The organism is Microbulbifer mixtoriginis (SeqCode) (genome assembly GCF_052466865.1).
Map to the genome: position 1 here is coordinate 758,080 of NZ_CP174293.1, position 22,491 is coordinate 780,570.

Annotated in this window: 19 protein-coding genes; 5 read left to right on the plus strand and 14 right to left on the minus strand. The window is 55.8% G+C overall.

The window, feature by feature from the left end; translation table 11 throughout:
• Positions 1 to 74: 74 nt before the first annotated feature.
• The 6 genes from ACJJJA_RS03360 to ACJJJA_RS03385 form a co-directional block, all read right to left on the minus strand.
• Entirely contained in the window at positions 75 to 1,379 is a 1,305-nt protein-coding gene (locus ACJJJA_RS03360) for a DUF3426 domain-containing protein (protein WP_444903739.1), read from the minus strand.
• 75 nt (positions 1,380 to 1,454) lie between these two features.
• Positions 1,455 to 2,336 (minus strand): 50S ribosomal protein L11 methyltransferase, encoded by an 882-nt coding sequence (prmA, locus tag ACJJJA_RS03365; RefSeq protein ID WP_444883653.1) that lies wholly within the window; start codon positions 2,334 to 2,336, stop codon positions 1,455 to 1,457.
• A 135-nt stretch (positions 2,337 to 2,471) separates the two neighbouring features.
• Positions 2,472 to 3,812, minus strand: coding sequence for an acetyl-CoA carboxylase biotin carboxylase subunit (gene accC / locus ACJJJA_RS03370; RefSeq protein WP_444883654.1), 1,341 nt, complete (start codon positions 3,810 to 3,812; stop codon positions 2,472 to 2,474).
• Between the two features lie 15 nt (positions 3,813 to 3,827).
• Positions 3,828 to 4,298, minus strand: coding sequence for an acetyl-CoA carboxylase biotin carboxyl carrier protein (accB, locus tag ACJJJA_RS03375; RefSeq protein ID WP_252084375.1), 471 nt, complete (start codon positions 4,296 to 4,298; stop codon positions 3,828 to 3,830).
• A 24-nt stretch (positions 4,299 to 4,322) separates the two neighbouring features.
• Positions 4,323 to 4,778 (minus strand): type II 3-dehydroquinate dehydratase, encoded by a 456-nt coding sequence (gene aroQ, locus ACJJJA_RS03380; RefSeq protein ID WP_444903740.1) that lies wholly within the window; start codon positions 4,776 to 4,778, stop codon positions 4,323 to 4,325.
• Positions 4,779 to 5,037: 259 nt separating this feature from the next.
• Positions 5,038 to 6,834: a protein-disulfide reductase DsbD family protein gene (locus ACJJJA_RS03385; RefSeq protein ID WP_444903741.1), complete on the minus strand. Its 1,797-nt coding sequence runs from the start codon at positions 6,832 to 6,834 to the stop codon at positions 5,038 to 5,040.
• A gap of 129 nt (positions 6,835 to 6,963) precedes the next feature.
• Between ACJJJA_RS03385 and ACJJJA_RS03390 the strand changes: the two genes are divergently transcribed.
• The 4 genes from ACJJJA_RS03390 (at position 6,964) to ACJJJA_RS03405 (ending at position 10,701) form a co-directional block, all read left to right on the plus strand.
• On the plus strand, positions 6,964 to 7,689 hold the full coding sequence (locus tag ACJJJA_RS03390; protein ID WP_444903742.1) for an N-acetylglucosaminyltransferase: 726 nt from the start codon (positions 6,964 to 6,966) through the stop codon (positions 7,687 to 7,689).
• The gene (locus tag ACJJJA_RS03395; RefSeq protein WP_444903743.1) at positions 7,686 to 8,168 is read left to right on the plus strand and encodes a copper chaperone PCu(A)C; all 483 of its coding nucleotides are present in this window, start codon (positions 7,686 to 7,688) and stop codon (positions 8,166 to 8,168) included. The genes ACJJJA_RS03390 and ACJJJA_RS03395 overlap by 4 nt, the downstream gene beginning before the upstream one ends.
• Positions 8,169 to 8,198: 30 nt before the next feature.
• Entirely contained in the window at positions 8,199 to 8,768 is a 570-nt protein-coding gene (locus ACJJJA_RS03400; RefSeq protein ID WP_444903744.1) for a YajG family lipoprotein, read from the plus strand.
• 178 nt (positions 8,769 to 8,946) lie between these two features.
• A complete protein-coding gene (locus ACJJJA_RS03405; RefSeq protein WP_444903745.1) occupies positions 8,947 to 10,701 on the plus strand; it encodes an EAL domain-containing protein in 1,755 nt (584 codons plus the stop codon).
• 52 nt (positions 10,702 to 10,753) lie between these two features.
• On the opposite strand, the gene ACJJJA_RS03410 is transcribed toward ACJJJA_RS03405, so the two are convergent.
• Positions 10,754 to 11,752 carry an adenosine kinase gene (locus tag ACJJJA_RS03410; protein WP_252084382.1) on the minus strand — a complete coding sequence of 333 codons (999 nt, stop codon included), beginning with the start codon at positions 11,750 to 11,752 and terminating at the stop codon, positions 10,754 to 10,756.
• A gap of 372 nt (positions 11,753 to 12,124) precedes the next feature.
• Here ACJJJA_RS03410 and mrcB point away from each other — a divergent pair, with 372 nt between their 5' ends.
• On the plus strand, positions 12,125 to 14,689 hold the full coding sequence (gene mrcB, locus ACJJJA_RS03415) for a penicillin-binding protein 1B (protein ID WP_444903746.1): 2,565 nt from the start codon (positions 12,125 to 12,127) through the stop codon (positions 14,687 to 14,689).
• A gap of 40 nt (positions 14,690 to 14,729) precedes the next feature.
• Here mrcB and hemB read toward each other — a convergent pair whose 3' ends face one another.
• From hemB to ACJJJA_RS03450, 7 genes are all read right to left on the minus strand, one after another.
• Positions 14,730 to 15,740 (minus strand): porphobilinogen synthase, encoded by a 1,011-nt coding sequence (gene hemB, locus ACJJJA_RS03420; protein WP_444891433.1) that lies wholly within the window; start codon positions 15,738 to 15,740, stop codon positions 14,730 to 14,732.
• 102 nt (positions 15,741 to 15,842) lie between these two features.
• Positions 15,843 to 16,475, minus strand: coding sequence for a GntR family transcriptional regulator (locus ACJJJA_RS03425; RefSeq protein ID WP_444903747.1), 633 nt, complete (start codon positions 16,473 to 16,475; stop codon positions 15,843 to 15,845).
• Between the two features lie 7 nt (positions 16,476 to 16,482).
• Positions 16,483 to 17,655, minus strand: coding sequence for a benzoate/H(+) symporter BenE family transporter (locus ACJJJA_RS03430; RefSeq protein WP_444903748.1), 1,173 nt, complete (start codon positions 17,653 to 17,655; stop codon positions 16,483 to 16,485).
• 158 nt (positions 17,656 to 17,813) lie between these two features.
• Positions 17,814 to 19,097 (minus strand): glutamate-1-semialdehyde 2,1-aminomutase, encoded by a 1,284-nt coding sequence (hemL, locus tag ACJJJA_RS03435; protein ID WP_444903749.1) that lies wholly within the window; start codon positions 19,095 to 19,097, stop codon positions 17,814 to 17,816.
• 172 nt (positions 19,098 to 19,269) lie between these two features.
• Positions 19,270 to 20,055, minus strand: a complete 786-nt coding sequence (gene thiD / locus ACJJJA_RS03440; RefSeq protein ID WP_252084388.1) for a bifunctional hydroxymethylpyrimidine kinase/phosphomethylpyrimidine kinase — start codon at positions 20,053 to 20,055, stop codon at positions 19,270 to 19,272.
• An 82-nt stretch (positions 20,056 to 20,137) separates the two neighbouring features.
• Positions 20,138 to 20,560 (minus strand): protoporphyrinogen oxidase HemJ, encoded by a 423-nt coding sequence (gene hemJ, locus ACJJJA_RS03445; protein WP_252084389.1) that lies wholly within the window; start codon positions 20,558 to 20,560, stop codon positions 20,138 to 20,140.
• A gap of 33 nt (positions 20,561 to 20,593) precedes the next feature.
• Complete coding sequence (locus ACJJJA_RS03450; protein WP_444903750.1) at positions 20,594 to 22,414, minus strand: chloride channel protein; 1,821 nt, start codon at positions 22,412 to 22,414, stop codon at positions 20,594 to 20,596.
• Between the last annotated feature and the right edge of the window lie 77 nt (positions 22,415 to 22,491).

A 22,491-nucleotide genomic window follows, 5' to 3' on the forward strand; every position in this document is an offset into this window, starting at 1 on the left:
TTTAGCTTGCAGAGTGGTCAATTTTAGTGGCTTTGCACGCCAGGGTGGCCAATGTCTTGACGCTCAAACCTTCCTCAAGGAGCGATTTTCATCTCGTAGTTCACCGCCTCGGCCCCTGGATCGACCACCTCAATGGCAATGTGAATAGGGCTGCCCTGGGGCATTAGCTTGCGCCCAGCCAACTCCCCTTGTAAATACTCTTGGGGACTAAAGCGGCGACTCGCTACCGCTTTATTTTTCAGGTCGCTGAAATTTAACAGCAAATTGGGAAACGCCTGGGGGTAGGGCGCTGTATTAAGCAGCACAGCGTCCACAATCAGAGCGCCCTCCAACTGGGGATGGCTGCGCACCATTAGGTTGGAGGCCTGGATCGCTCTGGCATCGCGTAATGGGGGGAGAGCACAGCCGAATAGTGGGCAGGCTACAGCGTAAATTTTGCGCCATGGTTGCTGCTTGCTGAGACGGTCGAACTGAAAGTAGCCCACTTGAACCAACAGTAAAATTACCAAAGCTGGCAGGAGAAGTCGCCACAGCCAGGGGCTCACCGCTTTCTTCGATGGTGTCGCACCCCAGCTCATTTCCAGCGGGGCAGGTTGAATGGCGGAGATCAGCTGTTCGCGAGCGGGCTCGGCCTGCGGCTCAGGAGTGTCCTCAGCTTCTGTGGCAAAGTAAGGCTCCCTGCGTTGACCACTTGCCTCAGGCTGGGATATAGGGAATATCTCTTCGGAGCTAGGGGGCGTCTCGGATGTTGATTTTAGATCGCTGGGCTTTGTGGCAGTTGTTTGCGCCTCCAGGGGCTGTTCCCAGGGATCCAGGTCATTGAGGCTATCGTTTTTATGGGTGGTGTCCCGATTGTCATAATCGGTGTCAACCCTATTGCCTGTAGTACTGTTATCGAAGTCGGGTACATCGTCCCAATCCGGTTTGAGTACCGACTCTAGGTCTTCCTCCTGGGCTTCCTCGTGGTTGTTTTCTGCTTGTAGCTCCTGCCACTCGTTATCGCCAAATGCGTCACCAATGAGGCTCTCGGAATTCGCGGGTGGTGCTTCGGGCTGGGTGTCTTCTGCGGGTTCCCCGGCTTCAAAATCGATGGGAGGCTGCTTTGCATTGGCGCTGTTGGGGGCTGCCTTATCCGCATCCGCCGGATCGTCGTCTTCCAGCTCGATATCGTCATGAATCAGGAAGTCATCGTCTTCCAGAAGAGTTTCCAGATCACTGCGTGTGTCGGGGCCATTGTCATTAAAGACAATGTTCTCATCTGCACGGAAAACTTGCAGGCAGGAACCACAGCGCACAGCGCCACGGGCAGCGCGCAGCTGCTGGTCATTAACGTGAAATGAGGTGCTGCAATGGGGGCAGCGGGTTACCAGTTGAGACATTCGACTATGGCGCAGTTTATTTTGCGCTCAAGTTTATCAGTCTGCCCGGTCCCCGCGTAGTACTGGCTAGCGTATTTAGCGAATACGGGTACCACTCAGGCGTACCCAACCCTCGTGCTCCGCATCCTCATCGAAATCGATCTGGTCTGAGTAGGCAGTTTTTACTTGTTCGGCCTGGGAGGCGAGGATACCGGACAGGCAGATACGCCCGCCGATTTTGGTCAGCGCAATCAGCTGCTTGGAGAGCTCTACCAATGGGCCGGCAAGGATATTGGCTAGCATCAGATCGGCGGCTTCCTGAGGCATCTGTTCTGGCAAATAGACTGGGAAGCGCTGCGGGTCTATGCCGTTGCGCACCGCGTTGTCGCGACTGGCAATCAGAGCCTGTGGATCGATATCGGTCCCCATGGCGCATTTGGCTCCGAGTAGCAAGGCGCCGATGCCAAGGATGCCGGAACCACAGCCAAAGTCGATGGCGCTCTTATCCTGCAAGGGCTCTTGTGCCAGCCAACGCAAGCACAGGTAGGTCGTGGGGTGGGTGCCGGTGCCGAAGGCGAGTCCAGGGTCCAGTAGCAGGTTGACCGCCTCCGGTTGAGGCGGCTCGCACCAGCTGGGGCAGATCCACAAGTTGTCGCCGCACTGAATGGGTTTATAGTGAGACATCCACTCGCGTTCCCAGTCTTTATCCTCAAGTTGGTCCCAGCGGGCATTGGGTAGGAGTTCGCAAAGGAAGGAAGCTGCTTTGGCCTCAGTGACAGCAGTGTCGACCTCGGCATCGAATAGACCGGTAACCCGTGTTTGATCCCACAGGGGTACTTCGCCGAGTCCGGGTTCGAGAATGGGTTGGTCTGCGTTGTCTTGCAGGGTAACGGATACGGCACCGGCAAAAAGCAGTGCATTTTCAATTTTGTCCGCTTGGGCACGATCGGTGTCGACGCGGAGTTGTAGCCAGGGCATAGGGATTCCGTGGTGAGTAACTGCTATTGGGTGGAGTGGCCACCCTACTTTTGCGATGTCCGCCGCCATCCCTGGCGTTCGGCATCATCGTATTGTGGCCGCAATTCTCTCCAACTTTGCCCTGGCTGGCGAGGGTTAGAGTCCCAACTTCTTCTCCAGGTAGTGAATATTGACCCCACCCTTGGCAAAGGCCTCATCGCGTACCAGATCCTCCTGCAGGGGGATATTGGTCTTGATGCCATCAATAACCAGCTCAGATAGGGCTACGCGCATGCGCGCCAGTGCGGTTTCGCGGTCCTCGGCGTAGGTGATCAACTTGGCGATCATCGAGTCGTAGTTGGGGGGAACCGTATAACCCGAGTAGAGGTGCGAATCGACCCGCACACCCAGGCCGCCGGGCATATGAAAGTTGTTGACCTTGCCGGGACTGGGGAAGAAAGTCTGGGGATCTTCCGCATTGATACGGCACTCAAAGGCGTGCCCGCGAACGACAATATCCTCCTGCTTGAGAGAGAGCTTCTCTCCAGCACAGACACGAATCTGTTCCTTGATCAGGTCTACGCCAGTCACCATTTCAGTAACAGGGTGCTCAACCTGAATACGTGTGTTCATCTCGATAAAGTAGAAGCGTTCATTCTCGTAGAGGAACTCGAAAGTGCCTGCGCCGCGGTAGCCGATATCGATACAAGCTTGCACGCAGGATTCGTGTACCTGTTCACGCACGGCATCGGGGATTCCGGGAGCTGGAGCTTCTTCTAGTACTTTTTGGTGACGACGCTGCAGGGAGCAGTCGCGATCCCCTAGGTGAATGGCATTACCCTGTCCGTCGGACATTACCTGGACTTCGACGTGGCGTGGGTTCTGCAGAAATTTCTCGAGGTACACGGTGCCATCACCGAAGGCAGCTTGAGCCTCAGACTTGGTAACAGCGATAGCGTTGATCAGGTCTTCGGCGCGCTCCACGACACGCATACCGCGACCACCGCCACCGGCGGCAGCCTTGATAATGACTGGATAGCCGACTTTTTCGCCTATTTCTAGACAGCGCTCGCTATTTTCGGGTAGGGGACCATCGGAGCCGGGTACGGTGGGAACGCCGGCCTTTTTCATGGCGGCGATGGCGGATACCTTGTCACCCATCAGGCGAATGACATCCGGGTCTGGGCCGATAAAAGTGAAGCCGCTTTTTTGTACTTGCTCGGCGAAGTCCGCGTTTTCTGCGAGGAAGCCGTAGCCTGGGTGCACGGCTACTGCATCGGTGATCTCCATAGCAGAAATCAGGGCAGGAATATTCAGGTAGCTCTGCGGCGAGGGGTTGGGACCAATACAGACAGATTCATCGGCCAGGCGTACATGCTTGAGATTGCGGTCCACCAAAGAGTGAACCGCAACTGTGGCGATGCCCATTTCTTTGCAGGCGCGCAAAATCCGCAGGGCGATTTCACCGCGGTTGGCGATCAGGATTTTGTCGAACATAGTGACTTACCCCACTCAGACGATGGTCACGAGCGGCTGATCGAACTCTACCGGCTGGCCATCTTCGAGCAGAACGGAATCGATGGTACCGGCCTTGTCGGCTTCGATCTGGTTCATCATTTTCATGGCTTCAACGATGCACACGACGTCGCCGACTTTAACCTGCTGGCCAACTTTGACGAAAGGCTCGGCGCCGGGGCTGGGAGCTGCGTAAAAAGTGCCCACCATCGGGGATTTCACCGCATGGCCGCTGATCGTTGGTTTGGATTCTTTTTCTACCGCCGCCGGAGCTGGTGCAGCTTGGGCAGGTGCAACAGGAGCCGGTGCCGGTGCCATTGGAGCCGTGTAAATTGGAGCAACCGGTTGATTTGCACCGCTGACCCCGCGGCTGATACGCACCGATTCCTCGCCCTCTTTAATTTCCAGCTCGCCGATATCCGATTCTTCGAGCAGCTCAATTAGTTTTTTAATTTTGCGGATATCCATAGTTCTTTCACTCGCAGGTTTGATTCATTGATTTTGAGACGCCATACCCAGTTGGTGTATGGCCGCCTGAAGTGCCAGGGTGTAGCTGTGTGGCCCGAAGCCGCACACCACACCACGGGCTAAATCGGATAGATAGGAATGGTGCCTAAATGCCTCGCGGGCATGAGGATTGGAAAGGTGTAACTCGATAAACGGTATGGCAACGCCCGCTAAAGCATCTCGTAAAGCCACGCTGGTGTGGGTGTAGGCGGCGGGATTGATTACGATGAAATCCACGCTGGTATTGGCGGCTAAGTGGATGCGTTCCACCAAGGCAGACTCGCTATTGCTCTGGAGGGTTTCCAGCTGGTGGCCTGCAGCATCACATTGGCGCTCGGCGGCCTGATTGATTTCCTCAAGGGTGGCGGCGCCGTAGATATGCGGCTCGCGACTGCCGAGCAGGTTGAGGTTGGGGCCGTGCAGGAGAAGAATTTTAGCCATAGTGTGCCCTGGGGAAAGTTGCCGAAAAACCCAAAAAAATGGTCTAAAGTTGGCTATCTTGCGGGCAAACTCGAATTTTTGGCCTATTTGCCCGAGTGCTTTAGGCGAGTGTGCCGCAAAAGTGACTCCCTGTCCATGCCTGCTGGGCAGTTTATCGAAGTTAGCGGCAGTTCGGCGATATTTGCCTAAAAATTAGCGCAAAATATCCGCAATGTGGCCTTTTTACCCTTGGGATTGGCTACAAAGGCGGCAGTTTCCTTTAAGGGGCAGAGGATCTACTGAGTTCGCTCCCGGCAGCGGCTTCCAGCTCCATCAATAGCTCCTCGCGGGAGAGGATTTGCGGCAGGATTTTGGCCTCGCCGCCATTGGCGGGGTAAAGCAAGTAAAGCGGCACGCTGGTGCGGCCGTATTTTGCCAGGAGCTCGCTGATATGTGGGTCCTGATTGGTCCAGTCCCCTTTAAGGGCTACTACCCCTAGCCTCTCAATGGCGTCGCTCACAGCATCACTCGACAACACCACTTTCTCATTGGCCAAGCAAGTAATACACCAGGCCGCGGTCATATTGGTTAGCACTGGGCGCCCCTCCCTCCGCGCTGTCTCGAGCCGTTCGGCGGAGTAGGGCTGCCAGTAGTCACTGGTCTGTTGAAGTGCTTGGGGGGCAGTACTGAGGCGTGGCAGTAGCATTAGCGCAAAGCTCAGGGCCACAACCGCCACCGAACCCCGCAGCCAGTGCCACTGAGGGCTGGGCCAAAGCCATAGCGCAAAGGCGATTGCCACAGCGCCGCTGAGAACCAGAGCGATACCATCGCCACCAGTCTGACGTCCCAATACCCACAGCAGCCACACTGCGGTCAAGTACATGGGGAAGGCCAGTAGTTGCTTTAAGCGATCCATCCAGGGGCCGGGGCGTGGCAGCTTGTCCACTAGAGCGGGAATATAGGTGAGCAGCAGGAAGGGGGCGGCCATACCGGCGCCAAGGGCGGCAAAAACACTGAGCGCCACGGCGGGAGATTGTGTGACCGCAAAGCCCAGCGCCGAGCCCATCAGGGGCGCGGTGCACGGGCTGGCCACGAGTGTGGCCAGGGCGCCGGAGGTAAAGGAGCCGCGCAACCCCTGACTGTTACTTAAATTGTTACCAACGCCCATCAGGCTGCTGCCGATTTCTGTGACACCGGACAAGCTGAGCCCCATGATAAAGAACAGGTAGGCCAATGCGGCTACCAACCAGGGAGACTGTAGCTGGAACCCCCAACCTATTGCCTCACCGCCGGCGCGCAATGCCAGCATGGTGGCGGCTATGGCGACAAAGCTGAGTACAACACCGGCGGAGTAGGCCCAGCCGTGATGGTGACGTTGATTGGCATTCTGTGCTGTCTGGCTAACTGCAAGCAGTTTGATTGAAAGCACTGGAAAAACACAGGGCATTAGATTGAGTAGCAGGCCGCCGGCAAAGGCGAAAAGTAGTGCCAGGGGGTGCGTGATGGCGCTAGCGTTACTTCCCTGAGGCGAGGAGCTGCCACCTGTACTTTGGGGAGAAGAATTTTGCGGGCCTCCCTCAATAGACTGGATGCTTCCCGAGCCAATATCCACGCGATAGTGGCGTACCTCTGGCGGGTAGCAGAGCCCCGCATCGGCACAGCCCTGATAGTGCAGTTCTAATTGTAAGTTATTGGCGCTGTCGTTGAGGGGAATGGGGAATTCCAGCTGGCCGCGATAGACCTCGGTTTCCTTCTCAAAATACTCATCCCAGATAACTTCACCGCTGGGGAGATTCAGTGGAACTGCGGTCTTTTGTCCGTTTTCTACAAGGTAAAGGGCAAGTTTGTCGCGATAGAGATAGTACTCTGGAGCTATTTCAAACAGCGCACTGAGCTGGTTGCCACTCAGCAGTAGGTCCTGCCGGTAGGCTTCGTCTACTGGCAGGAAGGTATTTTGCTGCTGGCCGATAGAAGACGCAAAAGGATTACTTTCCGCCTGCGCAAAAGCGTTGGTTGTGGATAGGCATAGCAATATTGCCAGCAGTGCGAGGAAATTATTTCTGAAACTTTTGGTCATCACAGCCATAGATGAAAAAATTCATTATAGTCGGGCGCATGGTTCTGACTGCTGCGCCGGACGGGGGTTCAGTCGCGTCAGCAGTATAGCGATGCTAGTGGTACAAAAAAACAACAGCGGAGAATTGCTTTGCCGTCACTTGAACGCCTTCACAGCTTTGCTATCTGCCTCTTGATGGCGGCGTTACTTGGTGCCTGTGCTTCGCAACAACCTCCTCTCCCGGCGCCCAGCCCACCTCCGCAGAAAGCCAAACCATCCGTTAATGAGGTGCGGCGTACCAATGTGGCTTACTTCTTAAAGCGTGCTGAACAGGCGTTACGCAAAGGCCATCTTACCAAGCCTGCCGGCGCCAGTGCCTATGACTACTACCTAAACGTGCAGAAGTTGGACCCTGGAAATCGTAAGGCTCAGACCGGAATTCAAACAATTGTGGTCACCTACGTTGAGCGTGCCCGGGAAGCGCTGCGCAGGCGTGCTTTTACCGAAGTGGGCGCCCTACTACAGCGCGCGGAAATGCTGGCTCCGGGGAATCCTTTGGTGGCTGAGGTGCGTACACAGCTAGTCCATGAGCGCGGCCGCGCACAGCTGGATCTACCACAGGGAGAGGCTATTGGCCTGCCTGCGGCTGGGCTGCGGGCGAGATCGGAAAATTTGGTCACACAGCTGCGCCAAGTGGCCCAGCGTATTCGCAGAGAGCAACTACGCGTCATAATTGTCACCGACAATGACGCGGAAGGTCGCTGGGTTTACCAGCAGCTGCGTGAAGCGGTGCCCGGTTATCGGGTGCGGGGGGATATAAAGATTGGCAGCCCCGCGCGTTTACTTCTTATTAAACCCAGTGGAGGGGTCCAGTGAAAAAGCCAAATGTATTTGTGTGGATTCTGCTTTCCAGCAGCCTTTTGTACACCTTGGGGGCTTTGGCCCTCACCCAGTCTCTTATGATTGAGGGTTATGCCAGAGAGACTCCGCCGGGAGCACCTATGAGCGCGGCGTACCTCTCCCTGCACAACACCGGCAAACAACCGCTGCAGTTGACGGCGGTGGAGTTGCCCGGAGGGGGGGGCGGGGCTGTCAATTTGCATACCACTGAGCGTGAGCGGGGCGTCAACCGTATGCGTCCACTGGAGAAACTGTCGATTGCCGCTGGAGAGAAACTACAGATGATGCCAGGTGGTATCCACTTGATGATTCACGGGGTGCGCCTTCAGGCTGGAGATACACTGCCCCTACGCCTGCTTTTTGCCGACGGAAGTAGTTTGGAGGTCGTGGTTCCGATCATGGGGCGAGATAGACTTGAAAAAGAGCACCACCATCATCATGGCGGTGCTGGGTAAAGAAATCCTGTTGAAGTAAAGGTAAGAAAAATGAAGAAGTTATTGTTATGGGTGGGGTCTCTGGTCGTGGCTGGGTGTGCTCACAGCCCACTGCAAATCCAATTGTATCCACAGGTTCAGGTGGCTCCCGAATCCATTGGTTCGGGCTATAGCCTCAATGTTCGCGGTGTTAATGAACTATCCGGTGGGGGGCTCGGTTCTCTCGGCGGAGTCTATGCAGACACATCTCAGGTGAGTATTGCCAACGATGCAGGTAGTGCTATCGCCGCAGGGTTGAGCCAGGGTTTTGCCAATTGGTCATTCCGTATCACCGACTCAGCACCTGAGGTGCAGGTGACGGCGAAGTTGGTGAAGCTGACGTATAACAGCCCCAGTCAGGTCTACACCACCCAGGTTGATACCTCTGCTGAGATTCACTTGGAGGTTAAGGTGGGCCATGCCACCTATTTTGGAACTTACAGTTCCTCTGGCAAAGACCGCAATCTGATTAAGCCCAGCCGCGAAGAGGTGGAAAGCCGGGTGAATGGCCTGCTGAGTGCGACTATGCAGCGGGTATTCGAAGATGAGAAACTGAAAAAATTCTTGCGCGCAAATCTTTGAATGTGCAATTTAGGGATCTAATGAAGTGAGCCGGCTGGAGGCTGGATAATTGAATACAATCGGCGATTTTGGGCGATGATAAGGCTATTTTTAGCCATTTCTTGCGGTGAGATGCCTACAAGGGCTGCGCCAGCCACCCTTTTCCAGGGATATTTCGGTTTTCACTGGGAGTGTGGCCGTGGCCTTATTTGACACTCAATCCGCCGAATACCTCGGTTTATTGGGGGAGCTGGAGGCTCAACTCAAACCCTGTGAGCAGATCAGCCTACAGGCCGCTGAGGCGGCGCTGGGGGAGATTGCCGATGGAGTGATCGTCACCGATCCCCGCGGTATTGTGCAATATGCCAATCCGTTGGTCAGTGAGATGAGTGGTGACCTGGTTGGACTCCTGCCTGGTCAGTCTGTGAACGAGGGCCTGCGGCTTCGCGATAGTCAGGGCACCCTGTTGCCTGCGCTGATACCAGACTCCCCTTCTCACGAAGTACCCAGCGTGCGGGAGGTTCGCGCCTTTATTTGGAGACTCGGGGAAAACCGTCCACCGCTGGAAGTCTCTGTGCAGGTGATGGCTTTGTGGGATGCCGGCACATTAAAAAATTATGTGTTGGTCTTGCGGGATACCTCTGCTGCCCGACGAGTGTCTACTCGCCTGAGCTGGCAGACCAGCCACGATGCGTTAACCCGCTTACCCAATCGACAGTATTTCGAGAGCGAATTGCAAAAGCTCCTGTCACAGTGCGTCGATAAGCGTCAGCATCATGTACTCCTTTACTTGGATGTCTATCAATTCAAAGTAATCAACGACACGCTGGGTTTTGTCGCCGGTGACCAGTTGTTGGTGCAACTGGTTGCACTGCTACAGAAGGGTTTATCTGGGGCCGATTTGTTCGCACGTGTGGGCAGTGATGAGTTCGCCATTTTGCTGCGGGATTGCACCCTTGAAGAGGGCGGGCGTGTGGTTGCGCGTCTGCGCGAATCTGTTCAGGAATTCAGCTTCCACTGGCAGGGTAATGATAGCCGTGTAGCGATATCAATTGGGGTGGTGGGTGTGGACCGATTCACTCCCAGTGCCAGCCAGCTGCTGGCAACCGCCAATGATGCCTGCTGTTCAGCCAGGGATCAGGGGCGCAACCGGATAAAGTTGTTTGGAGATTCGCGCAAGGCGTTGGAAAAGCGTCGTGAGTCCACCTGGGTTGCAGAAATTCACGCTGCCCTGCGAGAGGATCGCTTGATCCTCTATCGGCAGCCGGTGGTCTCCCTGAAAGGGGAGCGCCAGATTCATCACTATGAAATTCTGGTACGCATGCGCGGGCGGGATGGAGGGGTGATCTCGCCGGGCTTGTTCCTACCCGCGGCGGAGCGCTATGGCCTAATTGAGGAGGTAGATCGTTGGGTTATTCAGCGCGTGTTCCGTTATATGGCCCAGGAGCAACTGATCGGTATTGCTACGGCCAGCTATGCCATCAATATTTCCGGAATCAGCCTGGGCGATGATACGTTTGCAGACTTTGTACTCGCATCAATGAGTGAGGAGGGGGTAACGCCTTCAAGGGTACAGTTTGAGATTACTGAGACCAGTGCCATCAACAACCTTGAAAGGGCTCTGATTTTTATCCACAAGCTGCGCGCTGCGGGCTGTAGTTTTGCCCTGGACGACTTTGGCCGTGGAGTTTCTTCGCTGGCTTACCTGCGTCAGTTACCGGTGGACTTCCTCAAAATCGACGGGAGCTTTGTGCGCAATATGCTTGAGGATGAGATCGACAGCGCGATGGTCAGTACCATTGATCATCTGGCAAAGCGTATGGGGATCAGCACTATCGCCGAGTATGTCGAGAGCCCCGAACTGATGGATAAACTCTGTCGTATGGGGGTGGATTACGCCCAGGGCTTCGGTATTGCTGCCGCTTCGGGATTGCCCGATATTGGTGAGCCCTAAGGTTTAAAGCTGAGCGGCCGGTAAAGGCCGCCCTCAATCTCTACCGCTGACTTCAGATAACCGCTGCCAATAGCTCTGGGTGTTGTTCTGCTTGTAGTCGTGGACCGTATTGGCTGACTACCTGGGCGGCGGCGCGGCAGGCAAGTTCGCCGGCCTCAGCAAAGCCCATCTCCCGGTTGAGTGCATATAGAAATGCGCCTGCGAACATATCGCCGGCACCGTTGGTGTCTATTGCGCGCACCTGCGGACTGGCAACTCGGTATTGCTTGGTGCCATCCCACAGTAGTGCACCATCGGCGCCCAGAGTGATGGCAAAGCTGCGGCAGTAATCGCTCATTGCTTCTGCCGCGGCATCCAGTGAGTCGGTGCCGGTGAAGCCCAGTGCCTCATCGCGATTGCAGAACAGCATATCTACGCCGCCGCCAATCATTTCTCGCAAGCCCTCACCAAAGAATTGCACCATGGCCGGGTCTGAAAGGCTCAGCGCGGTTTTCACACCAGCTTGCTGGGCCTGTTCACGCAGAGTGATAGCGGCGCGGCGCCCAGTTTCGGAGGAGACCAGATAACCTTCGATATAGGCCCACTTGGAGGCTTTCAGGGCTTCGCTATCCAGTTCGGCTACCGAGAGTTGCTCGCTGATACCCAGGTAGGTATTCATACTGCGCTCGGCATCGGGGGTAATCATTACCAGGCACTTACCGGTAGTGCCGCCATCTGCTTGCTGCAAAGTGGTTGGATAGTCAACGCCAGCGGCGCTGAGGTTGCTGCGATAGAAATCTCCGTTATCGTCGGCGGCAACTTTGCAGGAATAGAAAGTGTTCAGGCCAAAATAGCTGGCGGCGATAACTGTATTAGCACCAGAACCACCACAGGCGCGTTTGGCGGTGATCATGTGGTCCCGAAGGTCGTCTACCAGCTGTTTCTGCCGGGCATCGTCGACTAGGGTCATAATCCCCTTTTCAACACCGAGCTCCGCAAGATCCTTGTCGGATACCTCAATTTCCGTGTCCAAGAGGGCGGCGCCGATGCCGTAGAGATCATATTGCTGCATATCCATCCTTTTCGGGCGATTTGTATAGATTTCCGCCGCATTATGGCTGTGATTATGGCAAGTGCAAGGTGGTTGGTTTGACTTAAAGCGGTCAACGTTTATAAAGGCGTCATATGCCTCAATATGAACTTATTGGAGGCAATTGCGGTCAATCCTCGAGCAGGTACTTTGTGTGCTTGTGGTATGACTTCCGGGATACTCAGCCCGGATTCTGGCGGTTCACGGATGTTCCCCAAGGCGCCGGTTTAGGCGTCTACGGCAAGATACCAGCGGAGCTGCCACCTGCTGGTGTCCTGCCTGTGATAGTGATGAGGCTCCAGAAGATCCCCACTGTCTAGAGATGTACCGAGATGGCAGCTGGAAAACTCTTATATGGCCTCGACGAAACGCCGGCGCAGTAAAGCGTCAAAACCGAAAAGACGCTACCGCTGGTTAAAGTTCTTATTCCTGCTGGCCCTGGTGGGGGCAATGGCCCTTGCCGGCTATATGGCATACCTCGACGTACAGCTGCGGGAGCGTCTCGATAGCCGCCAGTACCAGTTGCCGGCGCGGGTTTTTGCGCGCCCTCTGGTACTGCGCGAAGGCATGGCAATGCACCCGGATGAGCTGGAAAGCGAGTTTGCCGCCCTCAACTACCGCAAACAAAAGACTCTTACGGAACCTGGCGCCTGGACACACGAGGGGATGAATTACCGGGTCTGGCGCCGGGACTTTATTCATGCCGATGGCCGTGAGCCGGCGGCTATGGTTACTTTCCGCCTGCGTAACGATGAAATTGACAACCTGCGCAATGAAGATGGGCAGCGTATCGCCGAGTTCCGCCTGGATGCCGCTAATATCGGTTCATTGCTGGGGGGCGGAGACGATCGCAATCCGGTGCGTTTCAAGGATATCCCGCCGTTGGTGGCGAATACCCTGATAGCGGTGGAAGACCAAGACTTCCTCAACCACTTCGGCATCTCTCCGCGAGGTATTGCCCGCGCTATGGTGGCGAATATCAAGGCAGGGCGCCTGGTGCAGGGCGGCTCAACCATTACTCAGCAGCTGGTTAAGAATATCTTTTTCGACCATAAGCCGAGCCTGCAGCGCAAGATCAATGAAGCCTTGATGGCGGTATTGATGGAGATACACTACGACAAGGGTTATATCCTGCAGGAGTACATCAATGAGGTGTGGTTGGGCCAGCAGGGAGCCAGAGGTATTTATGGCTTTGGCCTGGCCTCGGAGTTCTATTTCCAACAGCCGCTGGATACTCTGGAGCCCCATCAGGTCGCCCTGCTAGTGGGGCTGGCCAAGGGTGCCTCTTACTACAACCCTTGGCGCCATCCCCAGCGCGCATTGAAGCGTCGCAACACCGTTCTGGAACTGATGCGCGAGCAGGGCCTGATTACCCAGGCAGAGTTTGAGAACTACTCCGCCAAACCACTGGGTGTGGTGAAAGGCGGTGTAACCGCACAGAATCCCTACCCGGCCTTTACTGAGCGCCTGCTCTCAGAGCTGCGTCCTTATTACTCCTACGAGGAGCTGCGCACCACCGGTTTGCGGGTTTATACAACCCTTGCGCCTTCGGTACAGAAACTCGCGGAAGAGTCCATCAGTCAAGGCGTACAGAAGTTGGAGAAAGATCGCAAAATTAAGGCGAATACTCTTCAGGCTGCTACGGTATTGCTAGATAACAACACGGGTAATGTGTTGGCCATGGTGGGAGACCGCGATCCGGATTATCCCGGCTTCAATCGAGCCCTGGAGGCGCGCCGCCAGGTGGGTTCTCTGATCAAACCGGCGGTCTTCTTAACTGCCTTGGAGCGTCCCGAAGAGTACAACCTGGCTACCTTGATCGACGATGCGCCAGTGCGAATTGAGGAAGCCGATGGCGATGTATGGATGCCGCAGAACTTCGATAAGCTCGCCCACGGTCAGGTGCCTCTCTATGTCGCCTTGGCCAAGTCTTACAATCTGGCTACTGCCCATCTGGGGCTCGATCTGGGACTGCAGAATGTGCGTCAGACAATTCGACGCCTGGGTGTAGATACTAGTCTGCCGCATGTGCCTGCAATGTTGTTAGGCGCAGTGGAGATGACGCCATTTGAGGTAGCTGGCATGTATCAGACCATCGCCAATAATGGCGAGACGGTGCAACCGCGCACCTTGATGGCTGTATCCGATGCACAGGGAGGGCGGGTACAGCACTTCCGCCCGCGCACTAATCGTGGTGTCGATCCGGTGCCCGCCTACTTGTTGCGCTGGGGGCTGGAGCAGGCGATGCGCGAAGGCACTGGGCGCAGGTCGGCCAAGCGTCTGCCCAGTAGTGTGCCCTTTGCCGGTAAGACGGGTACTACCAACAATAACCGCGACAGCTGGTTTGCAGGGTTTTCCCCTGAGGTTACCGCCGTGGTGTGGCTTGGGCGCGATGACAACGTACGCACCCGTCTAACCGGTTCTACCGGAGCTCTGCCGATCTGGACTGAAATCATGCGCAAGTTGCCCCATCAGCATGGTCCTGTCGAGGCACCGCGGGGTGTTGAGTTCAAAGAGGTGAATGCGCGCGGGCAGTTTATGGACCCGGATTACTGTCGGGGCGGCTATGAGATTCCCTTCTCCTACGAAACCCACTTGCAACCTGCGCCTGAATGTCGCGGGCGCGACCGCTGGCGCTGGTTCCGCAACCTGTTTGGCAATGAGCGGTCCGAGGCGGCTCCAAGGGAACAGATGACACCGGGTTGGGGCAATGATACAGAGCGGCGCCAATATGAAAGTGAGCGCCGCCATCAAATGCGAGAGCAGTTGCGCCGTGATGATGCGGAGACATTGGGTGGGGATTCCAGTCTGGAGCCTTTGGAGCTCCCTCGCGGACAGTCCACAGAGGTGGACTACCGAGGTGTCCCCGTTGAGGAGGCCCAGCCGGTGGGCCCCGCGCTGGAAGACCAATGGCCCTGAACCGGTGGCGCGGCGCAGGCCGCGCAAAATTTACAAGGGTTCAGCCCTGCAGTAGCTGTGCGGCCTCCTCGGCAAAATAGGTGAGGATTCCGTCCGCGCCCGCGCGCTTAAACGCCAATAGGGATTCGAGAATTACCGCCTCGCGCTGCAGCCAGCCATTTTCAAACGCGGCGCAATGCATGGCGTACTCGCCGCTTACCTGGTAGGCAAAAGTGGGTACTCGCAGCTCTTCTTTCACCCGGCGCACGATATCCAAATAGGGCATACCGGGCTTCACCATCACCATATCCGCACCCTCTTGCAGGTCTAGGGCGCACTCGTGTAAGGCTTCATCGGAATTGGCGGGGTCCATCTGGTAACTGGCTTTGCTGCCCCCCTTGAGGTTACTGGCGGAGCCGACAGCATCGCGGAAGGGGCCGTAGTAGGCGGAGGCGTATTTGGCAGCATAGGACATGATCAGGGTATTGCTGTGCCCGGCGCCTTCAAGTGCTGTACGAATAGCGCCGATACGGCCGTCCATCATGTCTGACGGCGCCACCATATCTGCGCCGGCTGCGGCATGGGAGAGGGCCTGCTGTACCAGTACTTCAACCGTCTCATCATTGACGATATAGCCGCTGTGATCCATCAAGCCATCCTGACCGTGGCTGGTGAACGGGTCCAGGGCCACATCGGTAATAACCCCTAACTCCGGCACGGCATTCTTCAATTCCCGCACGGCACGTTGGGCCAGGCCATTGGCATCGTGGGCAGCGCTGGCGCAGTCGGATTTCACCGAGGGGTCAACTACAGGAAACAGCGCGACGGCGGGAATACCGAGCTGTTGCAGGGACTTGGCCTTATTGGCCAACAGGTCCACACTGAGGCGCTCGACGCCGGGCATCGAAGCCACCCTCTGAGTTTCGCTGCGCCCCTCGATGACAAACAGGGGCAGGATCAGGTCGTCGCAGCTGAGCTGATTCTCCCTCACCAGTCGACGGGAAAAATCCTGCGCGCGCAGGCGGCGCAAGCGGGTGTTGGGGTAGGCTCCGCGGCCGAGATTTTGACTCATAGGGAATTACTCCGGCTATCGATAAGGCCGCAGCAATCCCGCGACCGCAATTGGCGGCCATCATATCAAATTGCCGCCACCGGTGATTTCCCTCAACTTGCTTTAGGGGCTGTTTGGCGTGGTGTGAAGAAAGGACACCAATTGCTTGCCGGCGGTTTCGATATGCGTGGCTAGCAGGGCTGCGGCTTCCTGTTCCTTCTTTTGTTGTAGGGCCTCGAGAATTGCGTAATGCTCTTTCTGGCTGGTGTTTTGGTAGTCCAGGCTGCGGGATTGGTAACCAATATAGCGCTCACATTGCCTGTGCAGCTGCTCCACAGTAGCGAAAAGGGTGGGGCGCTCTGCGGCGAGGTAGATAGTGGCGTGAAATTGCCAGTTAAGACTGCCGATCTGCTCGGCTGAGAGGTTGGGGTTCCCCTCCATGGTATCGAGAATGTCTCGTGCCCGACCGAGAATTTCCCCGGTGAGTTTTTTTTGCGCAAGGGTCTGTATTAGAGGTTCCAGGCGCATACGCATCAGGTACAGATCTTCTACTTCCAACGGATCGAACTCAGGTACAGCGACACCCCGCTTGCCATGGGGCGATAGCCAGCCTTCATTTTTTAACCGCTGCAAGGCGTCCCTTATGGGGATACGACTGACCTCGTAGAACTCGGCCAATTCAGCCTGCTTCAATGCCTGGCCTGCGGGAAAACGTCCCCGCTGTAAATCGGCTTTGATTTTCTCGTAAAGGTTCATTGGCCCTTTATTTATTATCCTGCTTGAAAAACCAATAACAGCCCAGTCCGCCGACCAGGCCCCAAAAAGCAGCGCCTATGCCCAAGAAGCTGATGCCTGAAGCGCTGACAAGAAAGGTGATTAGCGCCGCCTCACGGTTTTCTGTATCTGCGGTAGCACTCGCTAGGCAGTTGCCTAGTGTCCCAAGCAGCGCCAGGCCAGCCAGGCCGGCTATGAGTGCCTTGGGGAAATTACTGAATAATGCCACTACGGTGGCGCCGGATAATCCTACCAGAAGATAGAAGAAGCCCGCGGCAATCCCAGCCGTATAGCGTTTGTCTGGGTTGGGGTGTGCTTGGGGTCCGGTACAAATTGCCCCGGTAATCGACGCCAGGGTCAGGGTGAAGCCGCCGAAAGGAGTGAGAAGCAGGTTGGTTAATCCTGTTCCGCTGATCAGTGGAGAAACTGGCACTCGTTGGTAACCACTGGCGGCCAGGGTTGCAGCCCCTGGGAGATATTGAGAAGTCATTGTGACGATAAACAACGGGATGCCGACGCTGATTAGGGTTGAGAGTTTGAATTCCGGTGTAACCCAAATGGGCTTCGCAGCCTGCCAGTGAATCTGGTCAGGTACGAACAATTGCAGTTTCCAGCAGACAGCCACCCCACAAGCGAGTACCAAAATAATGGCGTAACGGGGTATCCAGCGCCGCCCGATGAAATAGGCCAACAACATGGCACCCACTAGTACAGGCTGGGATTGTAATGAGGTGAAAGTAGCGAGGCCGAACTGGAGCAATATGCCCGCCAGCATGGCGCCGGCAATTGGGCCGGGTACTAGCCTGGCTACTCGTTCGAAGGCTCCGGAGAGTCCTACTACAAGGGTCAGCATAGCGCTGAAAAAAAATGCACCGATGGCCTCGGCAATTGGGATACCGCTGAGACTGGTTGCTAGTAATGCTGCGCCGGGAGTCGACCATGCGGTAACAATCGGTGCGCGATAATACCAGGAGAAGAAGATACCGGAGAGCCCCATCCCCAACCCCAAAGCGCCGATCCAGGAAGCAATCATCGCTTCGTCTGCGCCGGCTGTGCGGGCTGCTTCAAACACAATGGCTGCGGAGCTGGTTACGGCGACCAGCACGGCGATAAAGCCAGCGCTGATCGTGGACAGGCTGGTATCGGAAAGCAAGCTTCTCAAAATGTATACCTTTTTAATTTTGTATACATTTTTGATCACTAATAACAAAAGAACAACGTTTCTTCGACAAAGCGTTGATCTACAGTGCTTGGGGGCCGTTGTGATACTGGGAGAGGGTACAGGCACCCACCCTGCGATGGATGCCTGAGAGAGAAGGGCTAGTCGAGCCGGGCGATGACGCGTTCTGCGGCAGCGATAGTCTCTTCGATATCCTCGTCGCTATGGGCGGCGGACATAAACCCGGCCTCATAGGAAGCGGGTGCCAGGTATACGCCTTCCTCAAGCATTCCGTGGAAGAATTGATTAAAGCGCTCGTTATTACAGGCCATTACCTGCTGGTAATTGGTGACTTGGGGTTCTTCGGTAAAGAAGAATCCGAACATACTGCCGGCTTTATTGGCGGTGATAGGAATACCGGCCTTTTTACCTGCGGCCAAGATACCTTCTACCAGACGATCTGTTCTGGCTACTAAAGGCTCATAGAAGCCAGCTTCCTCCACTAAACGTAAAGTTTCGAGGCCCGCAACCATGGCCACGGGATTGCCGGATAAAGTGCCGGCCTGATAAACCGGTCCCAGGGGGGCGATTTGCTCCATAATTTCGCGTTTTCCACCGAAGGCGCCTACCGGCATACCTCCGCCGATAACCTTACCTAGGGTGGTCAGGTCCGCCTCGATACCGAAGTGGCCCTGGGCTCCGGTAAGGCTTACACGGAAACCCGTCATTACTTCGTCGAGAATCAGCAGGGCGCCGTGCTGGTCGCAGACTTCGCGCAATGTCTCGAGGAAACCGGGGACTGGAGGAATACAGTTCATATTGCCGGCAACGGGTTCCACGATAATACAGGCAATTTGGTCGCCAATTTCATCGAAGCAGGCGCGCACGCCGTCAGCATCGTTATAGCTCAGGGTAATTGTGTGGTCGGCCAGGGCGGAAGGAACACCGGGAGAGGAGGGCACGCCCATGGTTAGGGCTCCAGAGCCGGCTTTGACCAGTAGTGAGTCGGAATGACCGTGGTAGCAGCCCTCAAATTTCACAATTTTATCGCGCCCGGTGAAGCCGCGAGCGAGGCGGATAGCGCTCATGGTGGCTTCGGTACCGGAGTTGACGAAGCGCACCAGGTCCATATTGGGCCACAAGCGGCAGAGCTCTTCGGCAAGCTCGGTTTCCAGCTCGGTGGGGGCACCGAAGCTGAGGCCTGACTGGGCCTGCTCCACAACCGCTTCAATCACTTCCGGGTGTGCATGACCCAGCACCATCGGGCCCCAGGACTGTACATAGTCGATATAACGCTTATCGTCCGCATCGAAGAGGTAGGCGCCTTCGGCGCGACGGATAAACAGAGGGGTGCCGCCCACAGCGCGGAAAGCGCGCACCGGTGAGTTAACGCCGCCGGGGATAAATTGCTGGGCTTCAGCAAAGAGCTGCTCGGATTTACTCATAGAATTCATTCAGAAATTGCGAAAAAGGCCAAGAGTCAGCGGCCATTATCAGGGTGTGAAGCTCTAAGGACAATGCGTGAAGAGTCAGGGCGCAGTAGGGGAGGCTGGCTGGTAAGTCGCACCGACCTTAGTGTCGGTGCGGATCCTATTGTGCAATGAGGAGGGAAGTGCCCTAGCGTTCACACCAGAATAAGCGGTTGGGAATCGGCCGTCCCATCCCCAGACGACGGCTGTCGCGGATGGCGCTCCAGGCGTATTGCTGGCTGCGGCTCACTGTCTCGGTGATGGTCAGGCCGTGGGCGATATGACAGGCGATGGCGGTGGCGAGGGTGCCGCAGACCCCATAGGCTGCAGGTGGCAACCGCTCCCAGTGGAATTCACGGATCAGGCCGCGTTCATCGTAGAGGCGATTCTGCAGTTGTTGCTCATGCGGTACTCCGGTGAGGAGCAGGTAGCGACAACCGCTTTCCAACAATTCCTGGGCCATAGCATCATGGGTGTCGGCCTCTACTGCCATGGCGCGCGCCTCACGGCGGTTGGGGCAGACCATGGTGGCATATGGCAATAACAGAGAGGTCATGGCCTCCCAGAGAGGCGGGGCCAGTACACTCTCTTTATCGGCCAGGGTGGCATCTGGGTCGATAATGACTGGAACGTCCGGGTAGTCGCGCAGCACGCTGTGCAATGCCCGCACATTTTCCACCGAACCGAGATAGCCAACCTTGATAGCCGCTATCGGCATATCTTCAAGGACCGTGCGGGCCTGCTCAATTAAAAGGCTGTCATCCACTGGCGCTACGCCGAGCAGTTCCCCGGTATTGCAAACGCTGATGGCGGAGACGACGGAGGCTGCATGGCAGCCCAAACTGACGGCCGTTTCTGTATCTGCGCCTATTCCTGCGCTGCCACTGGGGTCGTGGTGGGTGACGGTCAAAATAATGGGCTGCGGTGTATCCATAAAAGATCTACATGACTGCCAATTGCTGTGCGCCTAATTTTAGTTCCTGTAAGCCCCACATAAAGAATGATTTTGCGCCAAATTAAAATGGCTTCACGACGGCTAAAATTACAATGGCGAATAGAGCCACTGTTGGAACCTCATTAAAGATACGGAAGTAACGCCCGCTGCGGGTATTGGTGCCCTGGGCGAACTTACGAACGTAGGCGCCACACATATGATGATAGGCCAGGAGCAATACAACGAAGGTGAGTTTCGCGTGCATCCAGCCGGCTGAGGTGTAGTAGCTGGGATTCAAGCTGTACAGCCAAATACCCAGGCCGACGGTGGCGAGCATGGCCGGAATGGCGATCCCCCGATACAGTCGCCGTTCCATGATGCAGAAACGATCGCGGCTAAGGGCGTCGGTAGCATCTACGTGGTAGACGAAAAGACGCGGTAAATAAAACAGCGCGGCAAACCAACATACCATGGCAATAATGTGAAAAGCCTTGATCCACAACATGGAATATCCCCTCAAAAATAAAAACGGAAACGATTATTTCCGGTAAAAGTTATCGATCTGTAGCGGCAGAATAATGCCCGCGATGCGATTGTCCAGAGAACCGCTCTGATGGCGGCTGATGTAGAGAGCGTCGGCACCGGTTTTTTTCAGTTCCTGCTGGGCCTCCAACATAGTGGCCCGCCAATTTAATTCCGCCATTTGTTTGCGCTCACCGGGAATTTTTAACAAATCAATAGTTGCTGCTTTTTCCCCGATCTTTTGTTCGTGCTCAACAAGAGACTCTTCACTTCCCTCCTCTCCACTGCCCTGGAGGAATGTAGCCAAGTCAGCGGCGCGTAAGAGTTCAGGCGGTTTTTCATTAGATAGGTCGATCAATATCCATTGGGGGTGTTGTGCGATGTAACTCTGTGCCTGCTCTACAGTAATTTCCTGTTGAGCAACAATAAAACGCCGATCCATTTGACTTGCAACACCCACACCACTGAGCATCTGCTGACGCCAGGTTGGGGTACCGGCCTTGTCTAATGCACGCAGTGTCTCCAGGTAAATTCCCTGGGTGCCGAAAAATTGTCGACTGATCAAGGTGGCCACCACGATCATCATCATGCCGGGGAACAGCACATTGGGGTTGTAGGTCAATTCGAGAATAGCGAGTAGGGCGGCGAGGGGTGCGTTGAGCATGGCAGCCATCATTGCTGCCATACCCACCATGGCGTAAAAGCCAGGGCTCGCGGTGTGCTCACCCAGCCACATATTGGCAAGGCCGCCGGCGATGCCACCGAGACAGGCACCGAGGATCAGGCTGGGTCCAATGACGCCTCCGGGAATACCCAACCCGGACCCCAGAGCGGTGGCAACCAGCTTGGCCGCAACAATAACCACCAAAGTGTTTACGCCCAACTCTCCCAGCATGGCCATTTGCAATGTGTCGTAGCCCCCACCGAGAATTTCTGGGACCCAGATTCCGATGGTGCCTGTCACCAGGCCGACCACTAAAAAACGCAATAGTGGGGATCGATTATTCTGCTTGGTGAGTTTGCGGTGGGCCAGTATGAAAAGTGCAGCCAGAAAGCCGATAGCCAGTGCACACAAAAATAAAATTGGCAATTCGGCCAGGGAGTTGAGATGGATTGCCGGCACATTAAAGTCTGGTTCGCGTCCAAAAGTGAGCTGGGTGATTGCGCTCCCAGTTACCGCCGCCAACATAACCGGTAAAAAACCGGCCACGGAATATTCCAGCATTACCACTTCCATAGCGAATACCACACCGGCCAGGGGGGTGTTGAAAGAAGCGGCAATCGCGGCGGCAACACCACAACCGAGCAGGTTGCGCGCAGAATTATTGGGTAGTCGCAGTGTACGGGCTAACCAGCTACCGCTGGCGGCACCCAGATGTACAGCTGGGCCTTCTCGCCCGACCGAATGCCCGCTAATTAGGGCGATGGCACCGGCGAAAAATTGCAGTATTGCGTTGGATATCGGCATATTGCCCTGGTGGTTATAGAGACGGTCGAGCACATGCACTACACCGACGTCGTAGCGCTTGGGACTGAGCGCCAGGTAAATAACCCCGATGAGTAGAGAGCCGATTATCGGTAGGGCAAACCGCCACTGTGGGGGCAACGACTCATAATTTTGGGGGACTGAAAGAAAAAAAGCTGTCGGCCACTCCATAGCAAAACGGAATAACACTGTGACTCCACCGGCGAGTGCTCCGGTAATCAAAGCCATGCCAAGCAGTGGTGCCAGGGCTTCCCGGGCAGAGAGTTGCAGGCGGATCTGTTCCAGGCCGTTTGTCTTTGGTAAGTAACGGCTCAGGGTGCTTTTAAGTGAAATCCTGGGGCGCTGTGACACCGCACATCCTTCAAGGTCCGGGGCTTGTGTTAGAGTGCTTGGCTGATTTTATGATTATCGTCTCAATTGACGAATTT